This is a genomic window from Vibrio sp. YT-19(2023), assembly GCF_033337395.1.
The window spans coordinates 1-593 of the sequence record NZ_JAWOQN010000788.1 but is presented as its reverse complement, the minus strand read 5'-3'; the positions used below and the strand labels follow the sequence as shown (position 1 = coordinate 593).

At 48.1% G+C, this 593-nt stretch carries 1 protein-coding gene; it reads left to right on the top strand.

The window, feature by feature from the left end:
• Nucleotides 1-593 (top strand): penicillin-binding transpeptidase domain-containing protein (locus R7E78_RS28470; RefSeq protein ID WP_318058927.1); only part of this gene is annotated, 593 nt, incomplete at both ends.

Here is a 593-nt window from a genome sequence, read left to right as displayed (position 1 = left end):
AAGACGCTGCCAATAAGGCTGCGGTAAACAACCTAATGGCTTATGACGAGCGTCATGGCTACCGCGGCGCAGAAAAAGTGTTGTGGAAAGAAGGGGAAGCCGCTTGGGATGCAGAACAAATTGAGAAGCATCTAAAAGGCCAGCCAACTTACGGCGATCTTTACCCTGCTGTCGTGACAAAAGTGGAAGGCAAAACAGCGCAAGTTGTTGTGAAAAATAACGACGCACAAACCATCCCTTGGACTGGCATGAACTGGGCACGCAAATTCCTCACCGATAACCGTCAAGGTTCAACGCCAAAATCTGCACAAGAGGTTTTAGCTGCAGGTGAACAAATTTGGGTTCGCGAGCTAACGACCACCGATGAAGATGGCAACACTCAAAGCAGCTGGAAGCTAAGCCAAGTGCCTAGCGCGAACACCGCATTTGTCGCGATGAATCCTGAAAATGGCGGCATTTTGTCACTAGTAGGTGGTTTTAACTTTGTTCACAGCAAGTTTAATCGCGCAACCATGTCCGTGCGTCAGGTTGGTTCTAGTATCAAACCATTTATTTACTCAGCCGCTATCGATAAAGGCCTAACGTTAGCAACT